General features: G+C 64.2%; 26 protein-coding genes. 15 read left to right on the plus strand and 11 right to left on the minus strand.

Translation table 11 applies throughout. The features are described from left to right. The first annotated feature begins 72 nt into the window (after positions 1–72). Both ACVIW0_RS02855 and ACVIW0_RS02860 read left to right on the plus strand, forming a co-directional pair. A complete protein-coding gene (locus tag ACVIW0_RS02855; RefSeq protein WP_461350947.1) occupies positions 73–726 on the plus strand; it encodes a glutathione S-transferase family protein in 654 nt (217 codons plus the stop codon). An 11-nt stretch (positions 727–737) separates the two neighbouring features. Beyond that, positions 738–1,172 (plus strand): DUF6157 family protein, encoded by a 435-nt coding sequence (locus ACVIW0_RS02860; protein WP_461350948.1) that lies wholly within the window; start codon positions 738–740, stop codon positions 1,170–1,172. A gap of 193 nt (positions 1,173–1,365) precedes the next feature. Here the strand turns inward: ACVIW0_RS02860 and ACVIW0_RS02865 are convergent, their stop codons facing one another. Continuing rightward, positions 1,366–2,151, minus strand: a complete 786-nt coding sequence (locus ACVIW0_RS02865) for an enoyl-CoA hydratase/isomerase family protein (protein ID WP_461350949.1) — start codon at positions 2,149–2,151, stop codon at positions 1,366–1,368. An 11-nt stretch (positions 2,152–2,162) separates the two neighbouring features. Beyond that, on the minus strand, positions 2,163–3,275 hold the full coding sequence (locus tag ACVIW0_RS02870; protein WP_461350950.1) for a cyclic nucleotide-gated ion channel: 1,113 nt from the start codon (positions 3,273–3,275) through the stop codon (positions 2,163–2,165). A gap of 373 nt (positions 3,276–3,648) precedes the next feature. Between ACVIW0_RS02870 and ACVIW0_RS02875 the strand changes: the two genes are divergently transcribed. Both ACVIW0_RS02875 and ACVIW0_RS02880 read left to right on the plus strand, forming a co-directional pair. Further along, positions 3,649–4,317, plus strand: coding sequence for a Crp/Fnr family transcriptional regulator (locus ACVIW0_RS02875; protein ID WP_461350951.1), 669 nt, complete (start codon positions 3,649–3,651; stop codon positions 4,315–4,317). Between the two features lie 29 nt (positions 4,318–4,346). Further along, the gene (locus tag ACVIW0_RS02880) at positions 4,347–5,216 is read left to right on the plus strand and encodes a DUF6537 domain-containing protein (protein WP_461350952.1); all 870 of its coding nucleotides are present in this window, start codon (positions 4,347–4,349) and stop codon (positions 5,214–5,216) included. Between the two features lie 168 nt (positions 5,217–5,384). Here ACVIW0_RS02880 and ACVIW0_RS02885 read toward each other — a convergent pair whose 3' ends face one another. The 3 genes from ACVIW0_RS02885 to ACVIW0_RS02895 all read right to left on the minus strand — a co-directional run bounded on the left by ACVIW0_RS02885 (position 5,385) and on the right by ACVIW0_RS02895 (position 6,096). Further along, entirely contained in the window at positions 5,385–5,603 is a 219-nt protein-coding gene (locus tag ACVIW0_RS02885; protein ID WP_461350953.1) for a hypothetical protein, read from the minus strand. A 62-nt stretch (positions 5,604–5,665) separates the two neighbouring features. After that, entirely contained in the window at positions 5,666–5,881 is a 216-nt protein-coding gene (locus tag ACVIW0_RS02890) for a hypothetical protein (protein WP_461350954.1), read from the minus strand. Positions 5,882–5,907: 26 nt separating this feature from the next. Beyond that, positions 5,908–6,096, minus strand: a complete 189-nt coding sequence (locus tag ACVIW0_RS02895) for a hypothetical protein (RefSeq protein ID WP_461350955.1) — start codon at positions 6,094–6,096, stop codon at positions 5,908–5,910. A gap of 231 nt (positions 6,097–6,327) precedes the next feature. Here ACVIW0_RS02895 and ACVIW0_RS02900 point away from each other — a divergent pair, with 231 nt between their 5' ends. The 3 genes from ACVIW0_RS02900 (at position 6,328) to ACVIW0_RS02910 (ending at position 7,935) form a co-directional block, all read left to right on the plus strand. Beyond that, entirely contained in the window at positions 6,328–6,534 is a 207-nt protein-coding gene (locus tag ACVIW0_RS02900; RefSeq protein ID WP_461350956.1) for a hypothetical protein, read from the plus strand. Positions 6,535–6,626: 92 nt separating this feature from the next. Beyond that, positions 6,627–6,989, plus strand: coding sequence for a PRC-barrel domain-containing protein (locus ACVIW0_RS02905; RefSeq protein WP_461350957.1), 363 nt, complete (start codon positions 6,627–6,629; stop codon positions 6,987–6,989). 184 nt (positions 6,990–7,173) lie between these two features. Beyond that, on the plus strand, positions 7,174–7,935 hold the full coding sequence (locus ACVIW0_RS02910; protein WP_461350958.1) for a Crp/Fnr family transcriptional regulator: 762 nt from the start codon (positions 7,174–7,176) through the stop codon (positions 7,933–7,935). Between the two features lie 130 nt (positions 7,936–8,065). Here the strand turns inward: ACVIW0_RS02910 and ACVIW0_RS02915 are convergent, their stop codons facing one another. Further along, positions 8,066–9,460: a TAXI family TRAP transporter solute-binding subunit gene (locus ACVIW0_RS02915; protein ID WP_461350959.1), complete on the minus strand. Its 1,395-nt coding sequence runs from the start codon at positions 9,458–9,460 to the stop codon at positions 8,066–8,068. Between the two features lie 421 nt (positions 9,461–9,881). Between ACVIW0_RS02915 and ACVIW0_RS02920 the strand changes: the two genes are divergently transcribed. Then, positions 9,882–10,235 (plus strand): DUF3307 domain-containing protein, encoded by a 354-nt coding sequence (locus ACVIW0_RS02920; protein ID WP_461350960.1) that lies wholly within the window; start codon positions 9,882–9,884, stop codon positions 10,233–10,235. Between the two features lie 168 nt (positions 10,236–10,403). Continuing rightward, positions 10,404–10,805, plus strand: coding sequence for a hypothetical protein (locus ACVIW0_RS02925; RefSeq protein ID WP_461350961.1), 402 nt, complete (start codon positions 10,404–10,406; stop codon positions 10,803–10,805). A 9-nt stretch (positions 10,806–10,814) separates the two neighbouring features. Here ACVIW0_RS02925 and ACVIW0_RS02930 read toward each other — a convergent pair whose 3' ends face one another. Then, complete coding sequence (locus tag ACVIW0_RS02930; RefSeq protein ID WP_461350962.1) at positions 10,815–11,150, minus strand: YkgJ family cysteine cluster protein; 336 nt, start codon at positions 11,148–11,150, stop codon at positions 10,815–10,817. Beyond that, positions 11,150–11,848 (minus strand): helix-turn-helix transcriptional regulator, encoded by a 699-nt coding sequence (locus ACVIW0_RS02935; protein ID WP_461350963.1) that lies wholly within the window; start codon positions 11,846–11,848, stop codon positions 11,150–11,152. The genes ACVIW0_RS02930 and ACVIW0_RS02935 overlap by 1 nt, the downstream gene beginning before the upstream one ends. A 182-nt stretch (positions 11,849–12,030) precedes the next feature. Between ACVIW0_RS02935 and ACVIW0_RS02940 the strand changes: the two genes are divergently transcribed. Both ACVIW0_RS02940 and ACVIW0_RS02945 read left to right on the plus strand, forming a co-directional pair. After that, the gene (locus ACVIW0_RS02940; protein ID WP_461350964.1) at positions 12,031–12,264 is read left to right on the plus strand and encodes a hypothetical protein; all 234 of its coding nucleotides are present in this window, start codon (positions 12,031–12,033) and stop codon (positions 12,262–12,264) included. A 64-nt stretch (positions 12,265–12,328) separates the two neighbouring features. Next, entirely contained in the window at positions 12,329–13,060 is a 732-nt protein-coding gene (locus ACVIW0_RS02945) for a glutathione S-transferase family protein (protein ID WP_461350965.1), read from the plus strand. Here the strand turns inward: ACVIW0_RS02945 and ACVIW0_RS02950 are convergent. Next, positions 13,057–13,692 carry a pyridoxamine 5'-phosphate oxidase family protein gene (locus ACVIW0_RS02950; protein ID WP_461350966.1) on the minus strand — a complete coding sequence of 212 codons (636 nt, stop codon included), beginning with the start codon at positions 13,690–13,692 and terminating at the stop codon, positions 13,057–13,059. The two genes, ACVIW0_RS02945 and ACVIW0_RS02950, sit on opposite strands and share 4 nt — an antisense overlap. Positions 13,693–13,810: 118 nt before the next feature. On the opposite strand from ACVIW0_RS02950, the gene ACVIW0_RS02955 reads away from it, so the two are divergent. Then, positions 13,811–14,704 (plus strand): LysR family transcriptional regulator, encoded by an 894-nt coding sequence (locus ACVIW0_RS02955; RefSeq protein WP_461350967.1) that lies wholly within the window; start codon positions 13,811–13,813, stop codon positions 14,702–14,704. A gap of 16 nt (positions 14,705–14,720) precedes the next feature. Here the strand turns inward: ACVIW0_RS02955 and ACVIW0_RS02960 are convergent, their stop codons facing one another. Next, positions 14,721–15,176, minus strand: a complete 456-nt coding sequence (locus tag ACVIW0_RS02960; protein WP_461350968.1) for a PaaI family thioesterase — start codon at positions 15,174–15,176, stop codon at positions 14,721–14,723. Between the two features lie 284 nt (positions 15,177–15,460). Next, positions 15,461–16,630 carry a 4-hydroxybenzoate 3-monooxygenase gene (gene pobA / locus ACVIW0_RS02965; protein ID WP_461350969.1) on the minus strand — a complete coding sequence of 390 codons (1,170 nt, stop codon included), beginning with the start codon at positions 16,628–16,630 and terminating at the stop codon, positions 15,461–15,463. A 268-nt stretch (positions 16,631–16,898) separates the two neighbouring features. Here pobA and ACVIW0_RS02970 point away from each other — a divergent pair, with 268 nt between their 5' ends. The 3 genes from ACVIW0_RS02970 to ACVIW0_RS02980 all read left to right on the plus strand — a co-directional run bounded on the left by ACVIW0_RS02970 (position 16,899) and on the right by ACVIW0_RS02980 (position 19,955). Beyond that, positions 16,899–17,933: a TRAP transporter substrate-binding protein gene (locus ACVIW0_RS02970; protein ID WP_461350970.1), complete on the plus strand. Its 1,035-nt coding sequence runs from the start codon at positions 16,899–16,901 to the stop codon at positions 17,931–17,933. A gap of 189 nt (positions 17,934–18,122) precedes the next feature. Next, on the plus strand, positions 18,123–18,632 hold the full coding sequence (locus ACVIW0_RS02975; protein ID WP_461357230.1) for a TRAP transporter small permease: 510 nt from the start codon (positions 18,123–18,125) through the stop codon (positions 18,630–18,632). A gap of 6 nt (positions 18,633–18,638) precedes the next feature. Then, entirely contained in the window at positions 18,639–19,955 is a 1,317-nt protein-coding gene (locus ACVIW0_RS02980) for a TRAP transporter large permease (RefSeq protein ID WP_461350971.1), read from the plus strand.

The raw sequence follows: 19,955 nt of genomic DNA on the forward strand, positions 1-19,955 counted from the left end.
TACCTGACACAAGATGTCAGGTATAGGCGGACATAAAGGGACCATGCCCCTGATGGCGCAAGGAGACCGCCCATGACAACCGCTGCCCCCACCGACCGCGTCACGCTGTATTACTCGCCGCAGAGCCGCGCCACCGGCACCCGCGTGCTGCTCGAGGAGCTGGGTGCGCCCTACGATCTGCACATCCTCAACATGAAGGCGGCCGAGCAGCGCAAGGCCGCCTATCTCGCCGTCAATCCGCTCGGCAAGGTGCCGGCGATCCGCCATGGCGGCGCGCTGGTCACCGAGCAGGTCGCGATCTTCATCTATCTCGCCGATCTGTTTCCGCAGGCCGGTCTGACGCCGGCGTTGAACGATCCGCGCCGCGGCCCCTATCTGCGCTGGATCGCCTATTACGGCTCCTCGTTCGAGCCCGCGGTGATCGACCATTTCATGAAGCGCGAGCCGGCGCCGATCACGCAGTCGCCCTATGCCGATTACGATACCATGCTGGGCGCGCTGGAAGCACAGCTGGCCAAGGGGCCCTACCTGCTTGGCGATCAGGTCACGGCGGCCGACATCCTCTGGGGCATCGCCCTGTCCTGGACCATGATGTTCGGCATCGTGCCCAGACGGGACGTCTTCGTCCGCCACGTCGAACGCATCACCGCGCGCCCGGCGTTCCAGCGCGTCACGGCCGCCGACCAGGACATGGCGGCGGCGCATGCCGCGGCGGCCGGCGTGTGATACGATCGGCCATGGTCAAGGAACTCCACACCACCAACGTCGTCAACACCTTCGTCCGCGTCGCGGAGGATTGCCCCGCGCGCGTCGGCGAGGAGCCGCGGCCTCATGGCGGCAAGCCGACGGTGGGCACGCTGCAATACGCCATGCTTGCCGGGGCGCCCTACAAATACACGTCCGACGATGTGGTGTTCGCGACGTCGGCCGCCGGCCGTGCGCTCGGTGCGAAGGCGACGAAGAAAGAACGCAGCACGGCCCGCGAGGCGTTCTTCTCGAAAGGCCAGGCCTGCATGCGCGCCTCGCCGCTGGGAAAGCGCTTCGGCTGGGGCGTTCACGCCGACGCCGAAGGCCGCATCGCGATCGTCGCCGTCGACAGCAAGCGCTACCAGACGCTCGCCGCGGACCCCGACATCGCGCAGACCCGCGCGATGCGGTCGAAGCGGGTGTAGGGGGATTCAGCGAGAGATCGTGCCGAATAGCACACCGCCAGCCCCGTCATCCTGAGGAGCGCGGAACGCGCGTCTCGAAGGATGAATCGGCCACCAGCCGGCCGTCGACCCTTCGAGACGGCCGCTTCGCGGCCTCCTCAGGGTGACGGTACTAACTCCTCAGGGTGACAGTAGTCAGGGCGCGGAAGATGAACTAAAACCGCGGCGGCCGCTTTTCGGCGAACGCCTTGATGCCTTCCTTGATCTCGTCGCCGCGCATGCCGTCGCGGTGACGCTGGTCGGCGGCGGCGGCGTCGAGTTCGTCGCGGGCGAATTCGTTGATCGCGCGCTTCATGCCGGCCATCGCCCTGGGCGCATTGCCGGCCAGGATCGTCGCCAGCCTGTCGACCTCCTCGTCGAGCACGTCGGGGGGCACCATCGCGGTGAGGTAGCCGATCCGCAGCATCTCTGGTGCCGATATCTTCTGCGCGGTCAGGAACAGCATCTTGGCGTTGTCGACGCCGAGCCGGGTGACGTAGCGCTTGATGCCGCTCTTGTAATAATGCAGCCCGAGCCGCGCCGCCGGCATAAACATCTCGGCGGTATCGACGCCGATGCGGAAGTCGCAGGCCAGCGCCAGGTCGGTCGAGCCGCCATAGACGCCGCCATTGAGCCGGCAGATCGTCGGCACGCTCAAATCCTCGAGGCGGTTGACCACGACCTCGAATGCCGAGCCCGCGCTCTGCTGCTCGTTCGCGCTGACCGCGCGCTCGGCCACCGAGTTGAGGTCGTAGCCGGCGGAGAACGCGCGGCCGGTTCCGGTCAATATCAGTACGCGGATCGCAGGATCGGCCTCGATCGTGTCGAACATTTTCAACAGATCGCCGAGATCCTCGGCCTGCAGGCGGTTGAGGTGCTTCGGCCGGTTGAGGCGGATCGTGGCGCGTGCGCCTGATATTTCGAGCACGGGTCCGCTGGCGGTGTCGGCCGCGTCAGCCATCTTGGTCTCCATCATTGGTTCTCGCGTTCCCGCCGCTTCGCCTCGGCGTCGATGGTCTCGGCGAGATCGGGGTGCCTTGCCATCAACAGGCGGAAATCGACCAGGTCAAGCACCAACAGCCGGGTCACCTTGCTGGTCGAGACGCTGGCGCCGCGCTTGGCGTTGCCGAGCAGTGCCATCTCGCCGAAGAACGCGCCTTCGCCGAGCTTAACCTTGCGCCCCGGCAGGTCGACCTCGACCTCGCCGGCGGCGACGAAATACATGCAGTCACCGTTGGTGTCCTTGCGGATGATCATGGTGCGCGGCGGCAGGTCAATGGTCCGCAGCATCTGGGTGACGTCGGCGATCGCGGCCGGGCCGAGATGCGCGAAGAACGGCACCTTGCTGACCGTCTCCCAGGTTTTCAGAAAATTGTCGCGGCGGGTTTCGTTGGCAAAGCCGGTCGCCAGAATACCGGTCCACAGCCCGAACACGCCGAGGCCCGAGATCATCACCATGGCGGCGACCACGCGGCCGAGCGTAGTGATCGGTACCACGTCGCCATAGCCGGTCGTGGTCAGCGTCACCACCGCCCACCACAGCGCCGCAGGAACGCTGCCAAAGGTCTGCGGCTGCACGTCCCGCTCCAGATAGTACTCGGCGACGGAGGCCAGGAACACCACCATCAGGAAGATCACCAGCACGCTGAGCAGCGGCCCGGACTCCACCACCAGCACCCGGCGGAGCTGGCGCAGGCCGGGAATGCCCGGCACCACCTTGAGCACCCAGAGCACGCCGAGCAGCCATGCGGTCTTCGGTTCGAGGCCGGCGAGCAGCGCCAGCGGCACCGCCAGCGCGCCGATCGCATCGACGATGCCCGCGCTGGACAGTTGATAGAACCAGAGCTTGTCCTGCCGCCGCATGTGGCGCAGCCGCACCAGCCATTCGAACACGAAATAGGCAAGGCAAGTCCACAGCAGCGCATCGACCCAGTGCGGGACCGCGTCATAGGCCGGCGCGACTGTCAGCAGCGTCATCGTGGCGACGCCGACCGTGACCGCGACATAGGCCGCCCTGGTCATGTTGCGGCCGGCGGTGGCGGAAACGAAGCGCGTCAAGGCCGGAAGGACGAGCCGCTTGGACATCGGGACGGAATTTGCCTGTCGCTGGACTGCTGGAATCGAGGCCCTGTGAACGGTTGGGCCGATGTCACAAACTGCCTCTCCCGGCTGAGGCCGTCAACGCGCAGGCTCGGGCGGCATGCGCGGCGAAAGTCAGATATGCTGGACGAATGGCCTAACCATGTTGGCCCGATTTTGCGCCCGCGAATGTGAGAAATCAGACAAATCGTCGCTTTTTCACCGTATATCAGGGATGCTGACGAACGCGATAAATATACAGCCCGGGCGGGCAACCCGGGAAGCAACCTGAGCAGGCAACCTGAACAGGCAACCTGGACAGGAATGAAGCGACTAATAAGACGATCTTATTCACTTCTTGAGAATTGGCTGGTTTCCGATGGATACCTCACATCTCGCGCAGCACGCCGGCGCCGCCGGCAGTTTTTTCGCATCGATCTTCGTGGTCGCCACGCTGTCGATGCGCACCATGATTCCGTTGCGCGTGTTCGCCATCCTGACCAACATCATCCTGATCGCGACCGCGGTCCCGACCCACAATTACGCGACGCTGATCCTGCATGCCGTGCTGCTGCCGGTGAACACCTATCGTCTGCACCAGATGTTGCAACTGGTCCGCAACGTGAAGAAATCGGTCAACAGCGATCTGTCGATGGATTGGCTGAAGCCGTTCACGACGGAACGCAAAGTCGCGGCGGGCGAAGTCCTGTTCTACAAGGACGAGAAGGCCGATAGCATGTTCTACATCGTCAGCGGCCGCTTCCGCCTGGTCGAGTCCGGCATCGAGCTGCCGGTCGGCGCCCTGGTCGGCGAGTTCGGCATGCTGTCGCCGTCGAACACCCGAACCCAGACGCTGGAGTGCGTCGAGGCCGGCATGATACTGTCGGTGACCTATGACCAGGTCGAGCAGCTCTACGTCCAGAACCCGGCATTCGGCTTCTACTTCCTGCGCCTGGCCAGCGCCCGCCTGTTCGAGAATATCGCAACCCTCGAGCAACGGCTCGCCCAGCACGCCGCCCCACAGGTCGCGGAGCCCAAACCTGCATGAGCCCGGCGACGAGTTCCGGAGGCGCCGCAGTGTCGGATGACGACAGTCTGCTGGCTTCGCTTCGTTACCTGTTCGCCGATATCATTGGCGATGAGGACGAGGGGCCGCCGGTGCTGCCTGAGGCCTGCCCGGACCACCTCAGGCCCGTGGTCACCGAGGCCATCCACCAGTTGATCACCTATCAGAGCACGAGCTACGCCCAGCTCTATATCGACCGGCTCAAGCGCTTCGTCGGCCGCCGCGGCGTTGACGATGCGCTGCTTGCGAAGATCGCGCGGCTGATGGCCGAGCGGATGGCCTATGAGGACGCGATCCGCATCGCGCAGCTCAAGCTCGCCGAAGTCCACGCAGCGGGCGGTCCTGTGGCGCGCTCGGCCGACGACGTCAAGAAGCTGCGCCTCGACGAACTGATCGACGCCTTGCCGGCGATGGTCGCCGATCCGATCCTTGCCGTGCTCGATCAGTTCGGCTGGCGGCGCCGCCGGGTCTCGATCCGCTTCAGCGCCAACAACCGCTTCTGCATTCGCCGGCTCAGGATCGAGGCGGGCCTGAAGCGCTGGCGGCTGTTCTCGGGCCGCTACGCCAGGGAGCGGGTCTGGGTGGAGCGCTGGCTGCACATGATCGACCGCAGCCTGACCAAGCAGCCGGGCGCGGCCTCGGCCGTCACGGAGACCGCAACCATGATCCAGGGCTACGGCGATCTCTATCGTCAGGGCATCGCGGACTGGCACGCGATCATCGATGGGCTGGTCAAGCCGACCTTCGACGGCGTGCTGGCGCTGCCCGACCTGGCCGCTGCCATCACTGAAGCCCGCGCCGCCATCATGCCGGATCCGCGGCAGGCCTCGCTGAAGCGCAAGATCGCGGAGATCCGCGCCCGGGTGCCGGCGGCGTCCTGATCTTTGAAACCACTCCATCACCGTCACCCTGACGTGACCGCTTCTTCAGCGGCCCTCGAAGGGTCGACGGCCCGACTGTGGCTGCGGGCCGTGCATCCTTCGAGGCTCGCTCCGCTCGCACCTCAGGATGACGGGACTAAGGGGTGCCCGCGGCTGTGTTTGGGCAACCTACCTCTTCACGTGCGGCGGCTCGTCGTAGCCGTGGCTGCTGGAATAGAACAGCAAGCCCATCAGGCCGACGCAGACCGCTTCCAGAACCGCAATTCCGATCGTGAACAGGGCGATGCCATAGGCGGGGATCGGAGCGTCTACCATGAGCCCTTCATAGGCATAGGCGCCGACGGCGGCCAGAAGCACCAGCAGGCCGATGCTGATTGCGATGCGCATGTGTATCTGCCTTCGCTAAACGCCAAGAGGAGGGCAGGTTGCAGCAGGGCAGCCTGCGCTGATCATCCCGCCGCGGCGGTAACCTTGGCCAACGCCTGTCGTCCGGCTTCGGTGAGCTCGGAAAGCGTCGTCCTGCCGCTCTTGGCGCATTTGATGATGTATCGGGCAACGCGCCGGCGGGTGTCGTGTTCCTCGCCATGAGGCGCGCCGGCACAGACCTGGTCGAGCGCGAAGTTCATCGCTGCGAGCGTGCGTGAATCAAATCGTTCCTCGATCATCGCAGCTCTCCCCTTGAGGTCCGCGGCTATTTACGGAGCGTCAGCGACTCGCTGATCTCGATCACGGCCTGGCTTTGTCTCGCCTTCTTCATCAGCGTCTCGCGTTCCCGTCCGGGCGGCAGCTTGCGTGCGGCAATCCGCGCATCCTCGGCGAATTTCTGCAGGCGGTCCTCGAACGATCCGGGAGGCCGTGACCTGTTGCGCTTCTTGATCATGCCACCTCCGAGCCGGAACCAGCGATACTAGGCATGTTCCCCGGAGGCCGTCGTTAACCCATGACATCGGCCATACACGGAATCGTCGTCAGGACCGCAGGAACGATCTTCTACGCCATACGTAAGGCCCATGTGTTCGCTGCCTTGCTCCCCGAAAGGCGGTGGACACTCCGGTGACGGGCCTCGGCGAATTTCGTCGCCGGGGCCCGCATATCTTCAGGGAGGTCAGAAGTGGCACATTCCAATCACGGCATCGTCAAGGACGACAAAGGCCAGGAGCAGCCTGTCGACAAGCGGCGCGCGCAAACCGCGCACAAGACCGACAAGCGAAAGCCGCAGACGCGCGAAGCGACACGGGATCCGAAATTGAACGACGCCGACAAGACGCCGGGCTCGGGCATTTCATCGGACGATGGCGGCGAGCCGCCGACCGGTTGAATCGCATTCCGCTGTGCAGCAACCGCGGCGAGGCGGCAGGAACGATCATTTTCGTCCGTTGTTGGCCTCAGAGAGCAACGGAGAATTTGGCTATGGCGATGGACGAGAAAGAGCTCGGAAACCTGATCGGCAGCGACAAGGTCGAGGGCACCGCGGTTTATGGATCGGACGAACGCAAGATCGGCTCGATCGAGCGCGTGATGATCGACAAGAAGAGTGGCCGGGTATCCTACGCCGTGCTCGGATTCGGCGGTATTCTCGGCCTCGGCAACGATCATTATCCGCTGCCTTGGCAATCGCTCAAATACGACACCAGACTGGGCGGCTACGTCACGGGCGTGACCGAGGCTCAGCTGCGCGGCGCGCCGAAATACGGCAGCGAGCGCGACTGGAATTGGGCCGATATCGGCACCACACGCGCAGTGAACGACTACTACGGCGTGCCGTTCGTCTGAGCGGGGAAGCAAAGCCCGGAAGCCACCTGCGCTTCGGCCGAGTTAGCGGAGTGCAGCTTAAAGGCGTAACCGTCCTTCGGTATCCGTCCACTAGTGAACATACGTCAACGACTGTGCAATGTAACATACGTTATTGAAAACGGACCGGCAGTTACCCGATTAAGCATGCGGGAGATCAATGTCGTTGGCGTCGCTAGTCCGTAAATTGGAGCAGTTTGTACGGCTTTCGCCGGAAGATCATGCCATCCTCAATCGCGCGTCGACCGAGCGCGTGCGGCATTTCGGTGCGCGCGTCGATATTGTCCGTGAAGGCGAGAAGCCGAAGGACGTCCATTTGATCCTGTCGGGCTGGGCCTATCGCTACAAGCAGCTCGAGGACGGCAGGCGCCAGGTGGTGTCGTTCTTCCTGCCCGGCGATATCTGCGATGTGAACGTCTTCATCCTGCGCGAGATGGATCATTCGATCGGGACCATCACCGCGGTGTCGATCGCGGACCTCTCGCGCGAATTCTTCGACAGGGTCGCAGCGCGCCATCCGCGGATCGTCACCGCGTTCTGGTGGGAGACCCTGGTCAACGCGGCGATCCAGCGCGAATGGACCATGAGCCTCGGCCAGCGCACGGCGCTGGAGCGGATGGCCCATCTGCTCTGCGAGATATGGCTTCGGCTGCGCGTCGCCGGCCTGACCCAAGGCGACAGCTGCGACTTCCCGCTGACCCAGGGCGACCTCGCCGACGCCACCGGGCTCTCCAAGGTCCACGTCAACCGCACGCTGCAGGAGCTGCGCGCCGACGGCTTGATCGTGCTCAAGGGAAAGATGCTCGCCGTCCCCAATCTCGACCGGTTGATGCGCGCCGGCCTGTTCAACCCGAACTACCTGCACATGGATCACGAGGGGTGGCAGCTCGACGTCGTCGTGACGCCACCGGATGCGGTGGCGGGGTGACGGACCACTGCTGTCATCGCCCGGCTCGACCGGGCGATCCAGTACGCCGCGCCCTCTCGGCTCAGCTACTGGCGTCTCTGGAATACTGGATCACCCGCATGCGCGGGTGATGACACCGAACAAAGTTGCCTCACCCGTTCGCGGTCTTCACCACCACGAGATTGTCGTCCGCCGTCGCCGGGTGGCGCTTGAGATGATCGCGGCGCAGCGCGATCTCGTCGCGGACCAGCTCGTAGCCGAGCTTGAACGTGTCCATCCCGTCGCCGGAAACGGTGCCGTCGCGCAGGCCGATCACCGCGCCGCGCAGGATCGCTTCGAGTTCGTCCTGCATTTGGTCGAGATCGTCGGCACAGGTGGTGTGCTCGACACGCTCGCCGATGTCGAGGATCCGGGTCGCCAGCTCGCTGGCCTTCTCCGGCGCGATGCGGGTGATCTTGGTGTAGATCGCGACGAAGATCGAGCCGATGATGCTGAGCGCAGCGGCGCCGAGATACATCACGTCGCTGTAGCGATCCATGAATGATTTGGTATCGTCGTTGATGTATTCGGCGGCGCCTTGATGGGCGACGATGAAGGCGTCCTTGTCGGTCGCCGCCGGCTCGATCTTGGAGGCGAAGCCGTTGTCGAGCGCGAGCTCGGACTTGTTCTCGTAGACGATGCGGGCGAGCTCGGCAGCCGTGGTCGTGGACATCGAGGATTGCGCCACCAGCAGCCATTCCAGTCCGATGGTGTCGACGTCGTCATCGGGGATCGCCGGCGAGGACGACAGCATGCCGGTCGAGACGGTTTCCTCCGATATCGCCGGATATTTCCGCGCCAGCGCCTTGGCGGAATCGATCGCGTTCAGCGTAAAGCTGCCGGAGCGCTTGGCATATTGCTCGTAGGTCTTGTCCTTCACGATCTTCGAGGCATGCTCGATCGCGACTACGGCGCCAAAGCCCGAAGCGAACAGCTTGTCGAACGGCGTGTTCGGCGGCGCCTGCTGGACCCGCTGCGCCGCATCCGGGCTGTCGGAAATCTCGAGCGCACTGCGGACGAAATTCACGCTGTTCTCGCCGTCGCCGACCACCGCGACCCGCTTCTTCTTGAGCTCGGACAGCGACTTGATCTTCTTGCCGCCGGGGCTCAGGACCAGCACCACATCATGTTCGAGGATCGCGATGGCGCGGGCGCGCGGCGGCACTTTTGCATCGGTGCGCAGCACGGCAAGTGTTGCGCCCCGGCGATCGAATTGCGCCAGCGCCTTGGCGTTATCCGGGTCCGGCGCGATCTTCAGCCGCAGCCGCGACGAGCTGGTTTTCAGCACGCTGGCAAGGCGGGCGGCGAACCTGGCCTCAGGGCCGCCGGCGTCGCCGACCGCGAACACCAGCGTTTCCGAATTGCGCAGCCAGAGGCGGCCGCCGATCACGGTGACCGCACTCAACAGCAGCGTCAGCAGGGTGAAGACGATGATCTGCGCGCGGTTGCTCTTGGCGACCGGCGGGCGTGTCCGGGTTGGCGCAGGCGAGGGGGCTTCGGCACTCATGGCTGATTACCTGGCTCATCACCCGTCCGGGACGGCCGCCACCCGCAACCGGATCGGCGCAGCCCAGTGAATCTGTAAATGACTATAAAAGAACGAAAATTTCCTGTGTGGTCGACGATATACCTCCGCGGCCGGAATGCAAACCGGCCGGCTGCCGTAACCTTAACTGCGGCCCGTCTGCGCCGCGATGCGACATGACCATCGCCACTATCGATGGGTGAACCGGGATGTGATTTTCGAGCGAGCCGCTGGTGCATTCCGTCGCCGGAGATGTCATAAATGAGACATGCATCGGTTTGCGGAATTGTGCTGACGGCCTGACCCGGATTTCTCGCAATCACATTCATCGAAGTAAAAGGGCGTCAGCTTGCTGTTTCCTGCCATGTCATCGTCGGTGTCGGTTGGTGCCCTGGTGGGATGGATGTTGCTTCTCACCGCGAAGCACATCATCGCCGACTTCATGCTGCAGAACGCCTGGATGGCGATCGGCAAGGACCAGAAGACGGGCTGGGCCATGCCGCTGCTGGCGCATTGCCTGGTCCATCTCGCGGTCGCGCTGGCGCTGATCCTGGTGGTGGCGCCGCGGTTCTGGTACGTCGCCTTCATCGACTTCGTGATCCACATCATCGTCGATCGGGCTAAGGGCATCTGCGCCTCGCATTTCGGCGTGACGCTGGAGTCGGGCCATCCCTGGTTCTGGACCCTGATCGGGGTCGACCAGGCGCTGCACCACCTCACTGGCTTCGCGCTGTCGATCTACATGGCGGCGAACTGAGCGGCTGACGAACGCCTCTTCCTTCATTTCAAGCAATCGACCGTCCGCTTGCGGGGGCGGATGTGATTCGCGTGCAACGGGCAAGCCGCTCCGGGGACGACCGGGAGCCGTGGTTAACCTTTCGTTAGAGGATTGCGCGGCATCTTCCCGATCGAGGGGGATTTGCAAATGTTTTCAAGCCGCGACGCCTTTGAGAACGATGCCTGCCCGGTTGCGGACGACCTGCTCGGCCAGATGTACCGCGCCAATCCGAACGGGCTTTCGCTGCTGGTTGCCAATGTTGCGCCCGACGTCAGGGCGAGGCTGGCGCTGTTCTGCTATCGCCGCAGCCATCTGCACGCACTCGCACTCGCGATCGCGTCGAGCTGCAGCGAATGGGAGCTGGTCAATTCCGGCGGCCGCGTCGGGTCGACGCTGTACGCGCTGTCGCGCGAGCCGGCTCGCGCTGCGACCGTGTCGCATGGCGGCCGCAAGCCGATCACGCTGTCGACCAAGCCGCTGTCGAGCTTCGCGCCTTTGGTCGATGACGAGCTCGACGACGAAGACGTCACCGACAGGGTGACGGCTTAAAGCGCGCGATCAAATCGGCTGCGCGCTCGGGATGAGCGGCAGCCCGTGCCGGCGCCGCGCCATCGCGCATTCCGCGTCGCCCGGTTGGCAGGTCCGGCACACCTCCGGCCGCACCGCATAGACCATGCAGCGCGTTGCCTCTCCGACCTGCCCTGACAGCGCCGAGCAGCGGTCGCCGTCGCAGCGCATCCCCGATTGTCGCGCATTGACGTATTGCAGTGGGATCAGGTCGAGCTGCGCATCGTCCTCGATCGTGAAGCGCGGCCAGTTCTCCGAATAGCTGCAGCAGGCACCACAGGACTGGCACGGGCTATCGCCGGCCGCATCGATTGCATCGCCAGCCATCAGGTGTCCTTCGGTGCTTCCCACACCAGGCTGCGCCGCCAGCGCGCCCTCAGCAGGTCGCGCCGCTCCGGATATTTCTCGTCGTGATAAATCGCTGCGACCACGCGGTCGGTGCGGAAGCTGCGGAAATCCTTGCGCAGCTCGCACCAGGCGGCGAGCAGCCGCACCGCCTCGTGGTAGCCGACCGCGATCGGCCAGATGGTGCGCTCGGAGTCGCGGCCATGCTCGTCGCGATAGTTCAGCGTGATCTTCTTGCCCTCGTGGATCTGGCTGCGGGTCCGGACCATGTCGATGCGGTCGGGCTCCCGGTTCCAGGCGGAGCGGGCGCGGCTTGCCGGCTCCAGCACGAACGGCCGCAGCCGGTCGGGCACGGTCTCGGCGATCTTGGCCATCAAATCCTCGGCCGCGCGCGCCAGCGCGGGATCGGCATGGCCGACCACCCATTGCGCGCCGAGCACGCAGGCCTCGATCTCGTCCGGTGTCAGCATCAAGGGCGGCAGGTCGAAGCCCTTCTCCAGGATGTAGCCCATGCCGGCCTCGCCGCGGATCGGCACCCGCTGCTCGATCAGGCTCGCGATGTCGCGATAGATGGTCCGCTTCGAGGTCTCGAGCTCGGCTGCGATCGCATCTGCGGTCAATGGCTTACGGGTGCGGCGGAGCACCTGGATGATCTGAAACAGCCGGTCGGCGCGTCGCATGGCAATTCTCTCGGCAGTTCTCTCGGCAACTCTCTGGATCGCTCTCTTGACGAGTGTCTTGACGGATCTCGCGGTGTCTCGACCTGTCGCCTTTTCGCGTCCCCTGTCACTGCTGCTGACAGCATGTTGGCAGCAGGTGGGGGCTATACCAGGACAACACCTCAAGTGAAGGGAATTTGTCCATGACGAATCTTGATGAACTCGGTTTCCGCCAGGCGCAGAGCTTCGCGCTGGAACAAATGATCACGGTCTACTCCACCTCCGGCGACCTGCGCTGGGCCCTCGTCGCGTTGATCGCACAGTCGATCAGCTCGGTCTGGTCCTACGGGCGGGCACGGCTGGTCAAGCGGGTTCGCGAGGCGGTTCGCCGCCTCGCGCCGGTCGGCCCGCTCGACAGTGAATGCCACTACTGCTGACACCATGCTGGCAGCAGGGGGCAGCTAACTTCAATTCACGTCCACAGGCGATCGGGAGCTTCATATGATTACGCTTTTTGGCTTTGGCACGGGCTTCGGTCTGCCGGAAATCAGCCCCTTCGTGACCAAGACCGAGGTCCAGCTCAAGATGGCCGGGCTCGCCTACGCCAAGGAAAAGGCGAAGCCGCCGGCCTCTCCCAAGGGCCAGCTGCCGTTCATCGTCGATGACGGCGAGACGATCGCCGATTCGACCTTCATCCGCGCCCATATCGAGGGCAAATACGGCTTCGATTTCGATGCGCCGCTGAGCCTGCAGGCGCGCGCCCAGGCCTGGGCCTATGAGCGCATGATCGAGCATCACATCTACTGGGCGCTGGTCGGCGCGCGCTGGGTCGACGACGCCAATTTCGCCAAGGGGCCGGCGCACTTCTTCGACGGCGCGCCCGATCATCTGCGCGACAAGATGCGCGAGGACGCCCAGTTCCGCGTTGCCGAGAACTATCTCTTGAGCGGGCTTGGCCGTCACGGACCCGACGAGGACGTCGATCTCGCACTTCGCTCGGTGTTTGCGCTGTCGGTGCAGCTCGGTGACAAGCCCTATCTGATGGGCAATTCGCCCTGCGGCACCGATGCCACCGCGTTCGGTGCGCTGGCAGGAATCCTGACACCGTTCTTCGATTCGGCGCTGCGTGAGCGCACCGAAAAGTTCGACAATCTCACCGCCTATGTCGGCCGGATGATGCAGCAATATTACCCGGAGTTCGCCTGGGCGCCGCTGCAGCAGCAGGCGGCCTAGCTTGTGGCCGCAGGAGCGGGCTCGCCCCTCAGTGCGGCGAGCTCCGCCTCGAGCTCGGCGATGCGCCGGTCGCGCGAGGCGAGGGCTTGCGCTACATCGGCTGCGTCGAACTTCTGCGGAATGTGCTGCGGGCAGTTGGTGTCCCACGCCTTGACCTTGAACAGGATCACCTGCTCGGGCCGTGCGCGATAACCTTGCGGCATCAGCGAACGCATCAGCGCGGGATCGTCCTCGACGACGCGCGCCTCGCCCCAGATCTTCCCGCGCTGCCGGTGCGCGTAATTCATCACGAAGATATAGGCCTTCGGGTTCTCCGAGAGATTGCCCTGGGTGATGAACTGCCGGTTGCCGCTGTAATCGGCAAACGCGATGGTGTGCTTGTCCAGCACCTTGAGAAAGCCCTTGGGTCCGCCGCGGTGCTGGATGTAGGGCTGTCCGTCGGCGGAGGCCGTCGCGAGATAGAAGCTGTTGGTGTCGGCGAGGAAGGCTGCGAGATTGTCATCGACCTCGGTCTGCCAGCCGCCACGGGCCTCGACCTCGGCATAGCTTGCGCGCGAGCCCTTGCGGGCCTGGATTTCCTTCACCGCCGGGGTAAACCCGACGTCGCTCGAATAGCTGCGAACCTCTGACATCTGAGCCTCCCGCAACGGGCGACGAAGCGGCCGTCCTCGGGTTGTAAGATGGGTATTTCCGGATCGTAAGCAATCTTGTGAATTGACACTTCACTGTTGCCGATTATGCAATAGTGTCATGGACCGGATCGACGCCATGCAGGCCTTCGTCGCGGTGGCGGACCTCGAGGGGTTTGCGCCCGCCGCGCGCAAGCTCGGCCTGTCGCCGTCTGCGATCACCCGGCTGATCGCCGCGTTGGAGGAGCGGCTCGGCGCGCGTCTGCTGCAACGGACGACACGGCAGGTCACCCTGACCGATGCCGGCTCACGCTATCTGGAGCGGGCGCGGCGGATCCTCGCCGACGTCGAGGAGGCCGAGGACGCGGTGGAGAGCGAGCGCACCCGCCCCGAAGGGCGCCTGGTGATCTCGGCGCCGTTCGGCTTCGGGCGGCTGCATGTCAGCCCGGTCGTGTCAGCCTATTTGAAACGCTATCCCGATGTCGGCGTCGATCTGCGGCTATCGGATCGACGGATCAACCTCGTCGAGGATGGCGTCGACCTCGCGGTCAGGCTCGGGCACCTGCCGGATTCGACGCTGGTCGCCCGGCATGTCGGCCAGATGCGCCGGATCGTGGTGGCCTCGGCCGGCTATCTCAAGCTGCGCGGCGAGCCGAAACGGCCATCGGACCTTGCCAATCATGACACCATCCAGTTCGGCGCCGTGACGGCCGTGCCGGACTGGCGCTTCATGGAGAATGGCCAGGAGATCCGGATCACGCCGACGCCGCGCTTCACCAGCAACAGCTCGGATGCCGCCATCCAGTTCGCCGAGCAGGACGGCGGACTGACCCGGGTGATGGCCTACCAGGCCGCCGAATCGCTGAAGGCCAAGCGGGTCCGAATCGTGCTCGCCGCGTTCGAGCAGCCGCCGGTGCCGATCCATGTCGTCTACCCGACATCCCGGCTGCTGTCGGCCAAGGTGCGGACCTTCATCGATCTCGTCACCGAGATCACCGACTGGCATTTCAGATAGATCACAGTGAATGCGCTTAGCTTACCGGCGGCTTCTTCGGCACCACGCGGAAGCTGCCGCTGGCGCGCGCGATCGTCACGCCGTCGGCCTTGATCAGGCTCTGGGCGAAGCAGATCGTGCTGCCGGTCTTGATCACATCGCTCTCGACTGAAAGCCACTGCCCGACATTGGCGGAGCCGACGAAATCGACCGTCAGCGAGATCGTCACGTACGAGGTGGTCCAGCCGGTGGCCTGGCCGCAGCTATAGCCCATCGCGTTGTCGGCGAGCGCTGCGATCAGTCCGCCATGGATCAGGCCGCGGCCGTTGGTGTGCGGCCTCGCCAACCGCAGGCCGATGATGACGGACCTTTCGGTCTTCTTCTGGTACAGCGGCTCCCAGGGCTCGGTCAGCGGGCTCTTGCGGAACAGCGGCTCGAAGCCTTGCGGGACGTCCTGAGGAATGTCGGGGGCGGTTTGCGTATCGGTGGTCATCTGAATCTCGCTTAAGACGTCGGGTTGACGCCATTGAACGCGATGTCGACGACGGTTTCACCGCCTACAAAGTTTTAAACGGGATTCGCGCGGCTGTTTGAATGCGGCCCTGGCCGGTCGCCACGTCTTCAGCTGTCATCGTCCGCGAAAGCGGGCGATCCAGTATTCCAGAGACTTCGGCTGGATCCGAGAAGCCGCAGCGTACTGGATACCCCGCCTACGCGGGGTATGACCACCGAGATTGTGGAGAGAATGCTGCCCGACAAAAGCATCCGCGAGCTCGCCTAGAACGGCAGCCCCACATAGTTCTCCGACAGCGAGGTCGACGCCGCCTTCGAGCTGACCAGATAGTCGAGCTCGGCGATCTGGATGCGCGCGGCGAATTCGCCCTCGTCGGGGAACTTGTGCAGCATCGAGGTCATCCACCAGGAGAAGCGCACCGCCTTCCAGACCCGCGCCAGCGCCTTGGCCGAGTAGCCGTCGATCCCGGCGGAGGATTTCTCGTCGTAATATTCGCGCAGCGCCTGCGAAAGATAATGCACGTCGCTGGCGGCGAGGTTGAGGCCCTTGGCGCCGGTCGGCGGCACGATATGCGAGGCGTCGCCGGCCAGGAACATGCGGCCGAACCGCATCGGTTCGGCGACGAAGCTGCGCAGCGGCGCGATGCTCTTTTCGATCGAGGGGCCGGTGACGATCTCGTCGGCCGCCTTCTGGTCGAGCCGCCGCTTCAATTCGTCCCAGAACCGCTCGTCCGACCATTGATCGACCTGATCGTCGAGCGGACACTGCACATAGTAGCGGCTGCGGTGCGTCGAGCGCATCGTGCACAGCGCAAACCCGCGCTCGTGGTTGTTGTAGATCAGTTCGGGCGAGACCGGCGGCGTCTCCGAGAGGATGCCGAGCCAGCCGAACGGATACACCCGTTCGTAGCTGGTGATCGCCGAGGCCGGCACGCTGGCGCGGCTGACGCCGTGGAAGCCGTCGCAGCCCGCGATGAAATCGCAGGCGATGTCGTGGCTGACGCCGTCCTTGACGTAGCTGACGCGCGGATGGTCGGTGTCGAAATCAAGCGGCTTGACGTCGGCGGCCGAGTAGATCGTGGTCAGGCCGGCGGCCTTGCGGGCGTTCATCAGGTCGAGCGTGACCTCGGTCTGACCGTAGATGGTGACGGTCTTGCCGGTCGAGCCATGCAGGTCGATGCGGTGGCGCGCGCCGCCGAACGCCAGCTCGAGGCCATGATGGACTAGGCCCTCCCGGTGCAGCCGCGCTGCCGCGCCGACGCTTTCGAGCAGCGACACCGTGCCTTCCTCGAGCAGGCCGGCGCGAATCCGTCCCAGCACGTAGTCCGGGGTCTGCCGCTCAAGAATGACGTTGTCTATGCCGAAAAGATGAAGTAGTTGCCCAAGCAACAGTCCGGCCGGACCTGCGCCAATGATTGCTACTTTTGTCCGCAATACCTCGTCCTCCCGATCGGATAGGCTGTTCGCCGGGCGCCCGCTCCGGGCGCCGTCAACTTGCCAAGGCAACTATATCATATAACAGTTTTGGCAAAGCGGATTTGCGCGGAAACGATGTTCGCCGCAGCGCAAGATGGTGGAGGGACCGGATGCGACGAGGCGTCCGCCCCGCATATTCCATCTTGAACCGGCGCGCGAATTAGATAACATGTTAAATAATAAGGGCCGGGCGCGAAGCCTGCCGTCATGGAGAGGAGGAGACGTGATGAGGAATAGATTGTTGGCGCTGCTGATGGCAGCCGCCATTGTGCCGGCCGCGGGCCCCGCCATTGGACCTGCCATGGCGCAGGACAAGACCGTCAATCTCAAAGTGTCGCTGTGGGTGCCGCCGGCGCATCCGCTGGTGCCGGCGACGCAGGCCTGGGCCGCCGACATCGAGAAGGCGTCGGGCGGCACCATCAAGGTCACCGTGTTTCCGTCCGAGCAGCTCGGCAAGGCGTTCGACCATTACGACATGGCGCGCGACGGCATCGCCGATGTCACCTATGTCAATCCCGGCTATCAGCCCGGCCGCTTCCCGATCGCCGCCGCCGGCCAGCTTCCCTTCACCTTCTCCGACGGCAAGAAGGGAACGCTGGCGCTGAACGAGTGGTATCACAAATATGCGCCGACCGAGATGAAGGACACCAAGCTGTGCTTCGCCTTCATCCACGATCCGGGCGCGCTGCACGGCAAGAAGAAGATCGTGCTGCCGAGCGATCTCTCCGGCGTCAAGGTGCGCCCCGCGCAGAGCACGATCGGCGAGATGGTCAAGACGTTCGGCGGCACCAACGTGCAGGCCTCCGCGCCGGAATCGCGCGACGCGATCGAGCGCGGCGTGGCCGACGAGATCACCTTCCCCTGGGGCTCGATCTTCCTGTTCGGCATCGACAAGGTGGTGAAGTACCACATGGACGTGCCGCTCTATTCGACCGTGTTCACCTACAACATGAACCTCGCCAAATACAATGCGATGTCGGATGCCCAGAAGAAAGTGATCGACGATCACTGCTCGCCGGAATGGGCCTCCAAGGTCACCGATCCCTGGACCGATTTCGAAGCCAACGGCCGCACCAAGATGAAGGCGCTGCAAGGCCATGAAGTCTATCCGCTGACGGCGGATCAGCTCGCCGAGTGGAAGAAAGCGGTCAAGCCGCTGCACGACAGCTGGGCCGAGGCGGTGAAGAAAGCCGGCGGTGATGCGGCGAAGATCGATGCCGACCTGCAGGCCACGCTGACGAAATACGAGGCGGGGATCTGAACCCTGTCGTCATTCCGGGGCGCTCGCAAAGCGAGCGAACCCGGAATCTGGAGATTGTGTTGCGAGATTCCGAGTTCGCGCTGACGCGCGCCCCGGAATGACGGCTCTCCCTGACATCGATAGTCCAACATCATGGCTGCCAATTCCGAAGTCACCCCAGACGGCGCGATCACCGGGCCTCCCGAGCCGGTGCGCAAGAATTTTATGGACCGCTTCATCGATTCGATCGAATGGGTGGCGGCGTTCTTTGTCGGCGTCGTCGCGCTCAACACCTTCACCGCGGTGTTCATGCGCAAGTTCTTCTCGGTGACGATCCCCGACTACTACAATTTCGGCCAGTTCCTGCTCGGCATCCTGATTTTCTGGGGCATCGCGGCGACCAGCTATCGCGGCACCCACATCACGGTGGATCTGGTTTGGGCCAACGCCTCGCCGCGCTATCAGCGCTGGATCGACATTTTCGCGACGCTGGTGCTGCTGTTCGTCGTGTCGGTGCAGACCTACACGCTGGTCGACAAGGTGATCGACACCAAAAACAGCCACATCGTCACCATGGATCTCGGCGTGCCGGTGTGGCCGTTCTTCCTGGTGTCGTGGATCGGCGACGTCTCGGCCGTGCTGCTGATCGCGATCCGCACCTACCGCCTGATCTTCCATCCGGAAGATATCCACGATGCCAAGATCAAGACCGCGGAGTAGACGGCCATGAGCCTTGATCTCAGTCCCGAGGCCGTTGCCGTCATCGGCTTTGTCAGCCTGTTCGTGCTGATGCTGCTGCGTGTCCCCGTCGGCATGGCGATGGGCCTCGTCGGCATCACCGGCTTTGGTTACCTCACCGGCATTGCACCGGCGCTGAAGCTGGTTGGCCAGACTACGATGCGCACGGTGACGGACTATTCCTTCGGCGTGATCCCGATGTTCCTGTTGATGGGCGCGTTCGTGTCCGTCTCCGGCATCAGCCGCGAACTGTTCCGCGCCGCCAATACCTTTGTCGGCCACTGGAAGGGCGGGCTCGGCATCGCGACGATCGCGGCCTGCGGCGGCTTCGCCGCGATCTCGGGTTCCTCGGTCGCGACCGCCGCCACCTTCTCGGCGGTGGCCTATCCCGAGATGCGCCGCTTCGGCTATCCGCAATCCTTCTCCACCGGCGTGATCGCGGTCGGCGGTACGCTGGGCGCGATGCTGCCGCCGTCCACGGTGCTCGCGGTGTACGGCATCATCACCCAGCAGGACATCGGCAAGCTGTTCATCGCCGGCGTGGTGCCGGGCCTGCTCGCGATCCTGATGCACATGATCACGATCGGCATCATCGGCGTGACCCGGCCGGGCTTCCTGCCGGCGGGCAAGAAGGCGTCGTGGGGCGAGCGCGCGATGGCGATGCGCGACGTCTGGTCGCCGCTGCTGCTGTTCCTGTTCGTGATCGGCGGGCTCTATGGCGGCTTCTTCGTCCCGACCGAAGCCGGCGCGGTCGGCGCGGTCGGTGCCTTCATCATTGGCATCCTCCGCGGCAAGCTGACCAAAGACGGCATCCTGCAATCGCTGCTGCAGGCGACGCGCACCGCCGCCGCGGTGTTCACGGTGCTGATCGGCGCACTCTGCTTCGGCTATTTCCTCACCATCACCCAGACGCCGCAGCACGTCACCGAATTCCTTACCGGGCTCGGCATCGGGCCCTACGGCGTGCTGGCGCTGATCCTTCTGATGTATCTCGTGCTCGGCTGCCTGATGGATGCGATGGCGATGGTGATCCTCACCGTGCCGATCGTGTTTCCGGTGGTGACCGCGCTCGGTTTCGATCCGATCTGGTTCGGCATCATCATCGTTATGACGGTGGAGCTCGGCCTGATCCATCCGCCAGTCGGGATGAATGTGTTCGTGATCAAGAGCGTGATCAAGGACGTCGACATGTCGACGATCTTCGTCGGCGTGCTGCCGTTCGTGATCACCGATCTGATCCGGCTGGTGATCCTGATCCTGTTCCCGCTGCTCGCGACCTGGTTGCCGCAGCGCATGATAGGTTAA

The sequence above is a fragment of the Bradyrhizobium sp. USDA 4454 genome, from assembly GCF_054822705.1.